Source organism: Plantactinospora sp. CA-290183, assembly GCF_050936375.1.
In the GTDB taxonomy this organism is placed as follows: Bacteria; Actinomycetota; Actinomycetes; order Mycobacteriales; family Micromonosporaceae; genus Plantactinospora.
The window spans coordinates 57,268-63,657 of the sequence record NZ_JBNJMX010000020.1 but is presented as its reverse complement, the minus strand read 5'-3'; the positions used below and the strand labels follow the sequence as shown (position 1 = coordinate 63,657).

The following is a 6,390-nucleotide window of genomic DNA, read 5'->3' as shown; positions in this document are numbered from 1 at the left end:
GAACCACGATCCCGATCTTGGAACCGCCCTCGGGGCAACTCGCCTAACTTACCCGGTCAGTTGCGCGGTGTCAAGCCAAACTTCGGCTCTCGTTCCGCTCCGCCCGGGATCCCCATCGCGGCGCGCACCGAGCTAGGTGCTCGCTCTTGCCTGGGGGGAAGTCCGCAGACCGGCCGATCGCCACTTCGTGGCACATCCGCCCGGCTCCTGCCGACCTCAGGTACTTTACCCGGTTGGTCTCGCAATCTCAACCTGACACTGTCAGGTGCTGCACCACCCGGAACCGGTCCCGCTCGCGGTCACCCGCCAGGCCCGGTTGCTCGCGGCCCGGCCATTTCGTCCGGTTCCCGCTCGCAGAGAGAAAGTTACGCCTCTTGCCCCAGCAACGCAAATCGGTGCCCTTCGAACCGGCACCCGGACATCCGCGCTGGAACCTCGCTCGCGGCGCCCACCTCGCGGGTGCCTGAGTGGTCCAACCAACGACCACTCCCGAGTTGTTCCCGACCGGACCTCGGGCCACCCACGGTCCCGGCGGTTGAGCGGTCCAACGCAACGACCACCCCGACCGGGCCCCGGGCCTCGCACGGTCCGGACGCACCAAGGGTTCAACCGGCGGGCACCCCCCGGTGTTCCCGGCTCCCGTCGCCCACCTGTCGGGGGTCCGGAACCACCCCCCGCCGGGGCCTGTTCGTCCCCATCCGTCCCGCCGGTCAGCGGCAGAGAGGCCAGGTTGGCAGTGTCAGATCGGACGGGCCGTGTCAGAGTGGCAACCATGGCCGTAGCGAGCGCGACCGGCACCATCCTGGCCCAGGACACCCTCTCGGCTCTTCTGCTGCCCATCTGGCAGCTGCTCATCGGTGGCTTCGTCCTGCTGGCTCTCGTCGCCTCGGTACGCCGCCTGGCCCGCCGCGGGCCCTCCCGGATGACCACCGGTCTGCTCGTCACCGCCTCGGTGATCGTGAGCCTGGCCCTGGTGGGGATGTTGCTGCAGTGAGGTGACGGCGGGCGGCGTCACGGTCAGAGCCGACGGTTGGCCACGCTGGGCAGTTCGGTGCGGATCTGGTGCAGCCGGTCGAGATCGAGATCGGCCACCGCGATCCCGACGGTGTCCGGCGCCTGGGTGACAACGGTCCCCCATGGGTCGACCACCATGCTGCGGCCGAAACAGGTACGCCCCGGATCGTGGTCACCGATCTGCGCCGCCGCCGCGACGAAGCACTGGTTCTCGATCGCACGGGCCCGGAGCAGCACCTCCCAGTGGTCCCGTCCGGTGTGCAGCATGAACGCGGCGGGTACCACCAGCAGCTGCGCGCCACCCTCGACGGTCAGCCGCCGGTACAGCTCCGGAAACCGCAGGTCGTAACAGATGGAGAGCCCGACCCGTACACCCTCGATCTCGACCACGACCGGCTCGGCGCCGGCGGCGACGGTGCGGGATTCGAGGTACGAGACGCGGCCGGGGATCTCCACGTCGTACAGATGGATCTTCCGGTAGCTGCCGACCAGCCCACCGGCGCGGTCGAAGACCAGGGAGGTGTTGTAGGTGTGCTCCGGGTCGGGGCCCGACTCGCGGAACGATCCGGCGAGCACCCAGATGCCGTGCCGACGGGCCGTCGCGGCGAAGAACTCGGCGAACTCTCCGTCGGTCCCCTCGGCGGCGGGCTGGCCGGCGGAACGTCCGAGGTAGTCGACGTACTCCGGCAGGATCGCCAGGTCCGCGCCGGCGGCCGCGGCTCGCGCGACGAGGTCGGCGGCGGTGGCGAGATTGGCCTTCCGGTCGTCGCGGGCGTTGAGCTGGCAGACGGCGACGCGCATGCGGGAAGCCTACGGCGACGGCCGGGCGGGGGCCAGAGGGCACGATCCCGCTGCCCCGGGCGTGGCGCCGAGCCGACGCCCCGGGCAGCGGGTGGAGATCAGGCCGACTTCTCTTCGCGGTCGCGCCGGGCGCGGCGCCCGTTGAACTCCCGCGGCACGATCGTCGGGTTGACGTTCTCCAGTACGACGCCACGGGTGATCAGGACGCGGGCGGCGTTCGGGTTGCTGGGGACCTCGTACATCACGGAGAGGAGGACCTCTTCGAGGATCGCGCGCAGCCCACGAGCACCCGTGCCACGCAGCATCGCCTGGTCGGCGATCGCCTCCAGCGCCGCCGGTTCGAACTCCAGCTCGACCCCGTCGATCTCGAAGAGTCGCTGGTACTGCCGGACGAGCGCGTTGCGCGGCTCGGTGAGGATCCGGACCAGCGCCTCGCGGTTGAGGCTCCGGACGTTGGTGATCACCGGCAGCCGGCCGATGAACTCCGGGATCAGGCCGAACTTGAGCATGTCCTCCGGCATGACCTGGCTGAAGATGTCATCGGTCGAGCGGTCCGAGACGGAGCGCAGGTGGGCGCCGAAGCCCAGCCCGCCCTGCCCGGTGCGGGACTCGATGATCTGGTCCAGGCCGGCGAACGCCCCACCGCAGATGAAGAGCACGTTGGTGGTGTCGATCTGGATGAACTCCTGGTGTGGGTGCTTGCGACCGCCCTGCGGCGGCACGTTCGCCACCGTGCCTTCCAGGATCTTGAGCAGCGCCTGCTGCACGCCCTCGCCGGAGACGTCCCGGGTGATCGAAGGGTTCTCCGACTTGCGGGCGATCTTGTCGACCTCGTCGATGTAGATGATGCCGGTCTCGGCGCGCTTGATGTCGTAGTCGGCGGCCTGGATCAGCTTCAGGAGGATGTTCTCGACGTCCTCGCCGACGTAGCCGGCCTCGGTCAGCGCGGTCGCGTCCGCGATGGCGAACGGCACGTTGAGCATCCGGGCGAGCGTCTGGGCGAGGTGGGTCTTGCCGCAGCCGGTGGGGCCGATCAGCAGGATGTTGGACTTGGCCAGCTCGACCGCGTCACTGCCCGAACCCGAGGACTCGGCCTGGATGCGCTTGTAGTGGTTGTAGACCGCGACCGCGAGGGCCTTCTTCGCCTGGTCCTGACCCACCACGTACGAGTCGAGGAACTGGCAGATCTCCATCGGCTTGGGAAGCTCTTCCCACTTCACCTCGCCGGACTCGGCCAGCTCCTCTTCGATGATCTCGTTGCAGAGGTCTATGCACTCGTCACAGATGTAGACCCCGGGCCCCGCGATGAGTTTCTTGACCTGCTTCTGCGACTTGCCACAGAAGGAGCACTTGAGTAGGTCGCCGCCGTCACCGATCCGTGCCACCTACGTTCTCCCTGCGCTAATCGGCCGGCCCTGTCGGACCTCGCCTACGGTCGGTACGCCCCGTCGGTCTTCCTCGCCGCCGGCCGGTCCCGACCGGCGTTGGGCGGTGCAGAACCGACGTTACCCGCTGCGCGAGGTTTCTCCGACCCCCAAAACGGGTGTGTCAGAGGCCGGCCGCCGCTGAGCCGCTCGGCCGGCCTCTGACCCGGGTTGCTCAGCTCGCGGCGTTGGCCGCCAGCAAGCCCTTCTTCCGGCTGGTCAGGACGTTGTCGACCAACCCGTACTCGCGCGACTCCTCGGCCGTCATGAACTTGTCACGGTCGATGTCACGACGGACCCGCTCGATCGGCTGGTTGGAGTGCCGCGAGAGCATGTCCTCCAGCTGCGAGCGCATCCGCAGGATCTCCCGGGCCTGGATCTCGATGTCCGAGCCCTGTCCGTAGCCCCCCTCGGTGGCGGGCTGGTGGATGATGATCCGGGAGTTCGGCAGCGCCATCCGCTTGCCGGGCGTGCCCGCGGCGAGCAGCACCGCCGCGGCGCTGGCCGCCTGGCCGAGGCAGACCGTGACGATGTCCGGGCGGACGTACTGCATCGTGTCGTAGATCGCCGTCATGGCCGTGAACGAGCCACCGGGCGAGTTGATGTAGATGGTGATGTCCCGGTCCGGGTCGGTGCCCTCGAGCGTCAGCAGCTGCGCCATCACGTCGTTGGCCGACGCGTCGTCGATCTGGACACCGAGGAAGATGATCCGGTCCTCGAAGAGCTTGTTGTACGGGTTCGACTCCTTGACCCCGTACGACGTGCGCTCGACGAAGGAGGGCAGAACGTACCGGTTGTGCACCGGCTCGAAGCCGGAGAGCAGGTTCGGGTCGATCATCGTCAAGCTCCTCAGCTCAGGGTCCCGGCGCCTTCCGGAACCTGGGTGGCTCCGGTGATCACCTTGTCGATGAAGCCGTAGTCCTTGGCTTCCTCGGCGGTGAACCAGCGGTCACGGTCGGAGTCGGCCTCGATCTGCGCCTGGTCCTGGCCGGTGTGGTGCGCCACCCGCTCCTGGAACATCCGCTTGGTGTAGAGCATCTGCTCAGCCTGGATGGCGATGTCGGAGGCCGTGCCTCCCATGCCGCCGGAGGGCTGGTGCATCATGATCCGCGCGTGCGGCAGGGCGTACCGCTTGCCCTTGGTGCCGGCGCAGAGCAGCAGCTGCCCCATGGAGGCGGCCATGCCCATGGCGACCGTGGACACGTCGTTGTCGATGAACTGCATGGTGTCGTAGATCGCCATGCCGGAGTAGACCGAGCCACCCGGCGAGTTGATCCACAGGTTGATGTCGCGGTCAGGGTCCTCCGCGGCGAGCAGCAGCAGCTGCGCGCAGATGCGGTTGGCGACCTGGTCGGTCACCTCGCTGCCCAGGAAGATGATCCGCTCCTTGAGCAGGCGGTTGTATACCGAATCGTCGAGGTTGCCGCCAAGGTTGTCACCACCGCGGTTTTCGATCACCCGCAGGGGCATAGCTGAGAAGTCTGAACCAGTCATGGCAGCCCTTCGCTCTCCGTGCCGTCTTACGCCCGACACTAACCGGTGACCGGGGTCGTAACGTCCCTGTCCCGGCACTGTTCGCTATCAGCGCAGTAGACCGCAGGGCCGTACGCCCGGGAGTTTCCGCCGTGGCGCCCGGGGCTGTTCCCCGGGCGCGGCGGATCGTGCGGTGTCAGTGCTGGTGCTCGTCGTGGTCGTGCGCGTGGTCGTGCTCCTCGCCGGTCGCGGCGCGGAGCTCCTCCAGGTTGATCACGTTGCCCGCCGAGTCGGTGATCTTGATGCGCTCCATCACCATCGCCAGCGCCTTGCCGCGGCGGACGTCACCGAAGACGGCGCCGGCCGCGCCGGAGCGGACCAGCTGGTCGTAGTACTGCTGGGGAGCCAGCCCGGCGCGCTGCGCCCGGTGCACGATCTCGTGGCCGAACTCGTCGTCGGAGACCTGCACCTCCTCGGCGTCGGCCAGGGTGTCGAGCAGCAGCTGGATCTTGACGCCCTCGGTCGCCGCCTCGTTCAGCTCGGCGTCGACCTGCTCCTCGGTCTTCTCCTCGCTGGCCAGGTATTCCTCCAGGGAGGCGCCGATCCGCTCCAGCTGGTCGATCATGGCCTGCTTGCGGTGCTCGACCTCCTCGGAGACCACGCCCGCCGGCGCCGGGATGTCGGCGGCCGAGACCATCTGCGCCAGGGCCTTGTCCCGGGCGGCGTAGATCTGCTCGATCTTCTTGGACCGGCTGATCCGCTCGCGGAGGTCGTTACGCAGCTCTTCGAGAGTGTCGAACTCGCTGGCGAGCTGGGCGAACTCGTCGTCCAGCGCCGGCAGCTCCTTCTCCTTGACGGTCCGCACCGTCACCGCCACGTCGGCGTCCCGACCGGCGAAGTCCCCGCCGACGAGCTGGGTCTGGAAGGTCGTCGACCCGCCGGCGGCGAGCCCGACCAGGACCTCGTCCAGGCCCGGAAGAAGCTGCTTGCTCCCCACCTCGTGCGAGATGTTGGTCGCCGAGCCGCCGGGCACCTCCTCGCCGTCGACCGTCGCCGCCAGGTCGATCTGCACGTAGTCGCCCTCCTGGGCGGCCCGCTCGACCGTCTTCAGCGTGGCGAAGCGCTCGCGCAGGTTCTTGACCTGCTCGTCGACCTCGCTGTCGTCGATCTTCAGCTCGTCGACGGTCACCTGGAAGTCGGTGAGGTCCGGGAGCGCGATCTCGGGGCGTACGTCGACCTCGGCGGTGAACTTGAGGGCTTCACCGTCGTTGAACTCGGTGATCTCCACCTCGGGCCGGCCCAGCGTCTTCACGTCGTGCTCGCGGACGGCCGCCAGGATGTTCTCCGGGATGGCGTCCTGGACGGCCTCGTTCAGCACCGCGCCCCGGCCGACCCGCTGGTCGATCACCGCGGACGGGATCTTGCCGCGCCGGAAACCGGGCACGGTGACCTGCGAACCGATCTCCCGGTACGCCTTCTTGAGGCTCGGCTCGAGCTCGGCGAACGGCACCTCGATGGCGAGCCGCACGCGCGTCGGGCTCAGAGTCTCGACGGTGCTCTTCACAGGCGTACTCCTTGACAGATCTTCAGTCTTTGTGTTGGCCGGCTTGGTGTCCTGGCCGGAATCGGCCCATCGAGTGTAGGCGAGCCGGCGTGGCGCGCCGGAGGCGCGGGGTGG

The 6,390-nt window shown here is 68.4% G+C and carries 6 protein-coding genes; 1 reads left to right on the top strand and 5 read right to left on the bottom strand.

All coding sequences use genetic code 11. The features are described 5' to 3' along the window. The first annotated feature begins 772 nt into the window (after positions 1 to 772). Positions 773 to 994 carry a hypothetical protein gene (locus ACQEUR_RS21290; protein WP_433034005.1) on the top strand — a complete coding sequence of 74 codons (222 nt, stop codon included), beginning with the start codon at positions 773 to 775 and terminating at the stop codon, positions 992 to 994. 23 nt (positions 995 to 1,017) lie between these two features. Here the strand turns inward: ACQEUR_RS21290 and ACQEUR_RS21285 are convergent, their stop codons facing one another. The 5 genes from ACQEUR_RS21285 to tig form a co-directional block, all read right to left on the bottom strand. Beyond that, positions 1,018 to 1,815, bottom strand: coding sequence for a carbon-nitrogen hydrolase family protein (locus ACQEUR_RS21285; RefSeq protein ID WP_433034003.1), 798 nt, complete (start codon positions 1,813 to 1,815; stop codon positions 1,018 to 1,020). 98 nt (positions 1,816 to 1,913) lie between these two features. Next, positions 1,914 to 3,200 carry an ATP-dependent Clp protease ATP-binding subunit ClpX gene (clpX, locus tag ACQEUR_RS21280; protein ID WP_433034000.1) on the bottom strand — a complete coding sequence of 429 codons (1,287 nt, stop codon included), beginning with the start codon at positions 3,198 to 3,200 and terminating at the stop codon, positions 1,914 to 1,916. 214 nt (positions 3,201 to 3,414) lie between these two features. Continuing rightward, the gene (locus ACQEUR_RS21275; protein WP_433033997.1) at positions 3,415 to 4,077 is read right to left on the bottom strand and encodes an ATP-dependent Clp protease proteolytic subunit; all 663 of its coding nucleotides are present in this window, start codon (positions 4,075 to 4,077) and stop codon (positions 3,415 to 3,417) included. A gap of 11 nt (positions 4,078 to 4,088) precedes the next feature. Continuing rightward, a complete protein-coding gene (locus ACQEUR_RS21270) occupies positions 4,089 to 4,733 on the bottom strand; it encodes a ClpP family protease (protein ID WP_433033994.1) in 645 nt (214 codons plus the stop codon). A 175-nt stretch (positions 4,734 to 4,908) separates the two neighbouring features. Next, positions 4,909 to 6,276, bottom strand: a complete 1,368-nt coding sequence (gene tig, locus ACQEUR_RS21265; RefSeq protein WP_433033991.1) for a trigger factor — start codon at positions 6,274 to 6,276, stop codon at positions 4,909 to 4,911. Between the last annotated feature and the right edge of the window lie 114 nt (positions 6,277 to 6,390).

Bases quoted from the DNA above. Each gene is read 5' to 3' on its own strand.
- ACQEUR_RS21290 (WP_433034005.1), top strand. From the start codon at position 773: ATGGCCGTAGCGAGCGCGACCGGCACCATCCTGGCCCAGGACACCCTC.
- ACQEUR_RS21285 (WP_433034003.1), bottom strand. From the start codon at position 1,815: ATGCGCGTCGCCGTCTGCCAGCTCAACGCCCGCGACGACCGGAAGGCC.
- ACQEUR_RS21275 (WP_433033997.1), bottom strand. From the start codon at position 4,077: ATGATCGACCCGAACCTGCTCTCCGGCTTCGAGCCGGTGCACAACCGG.
- ACQEUR_RS21270 (WP_433033994.1), bottom strand. From the start codon at position 4,733: ATGACTGGTTCAGACTTCTCAGCTATGCCCCTGCGGGTGATCGAAAAC.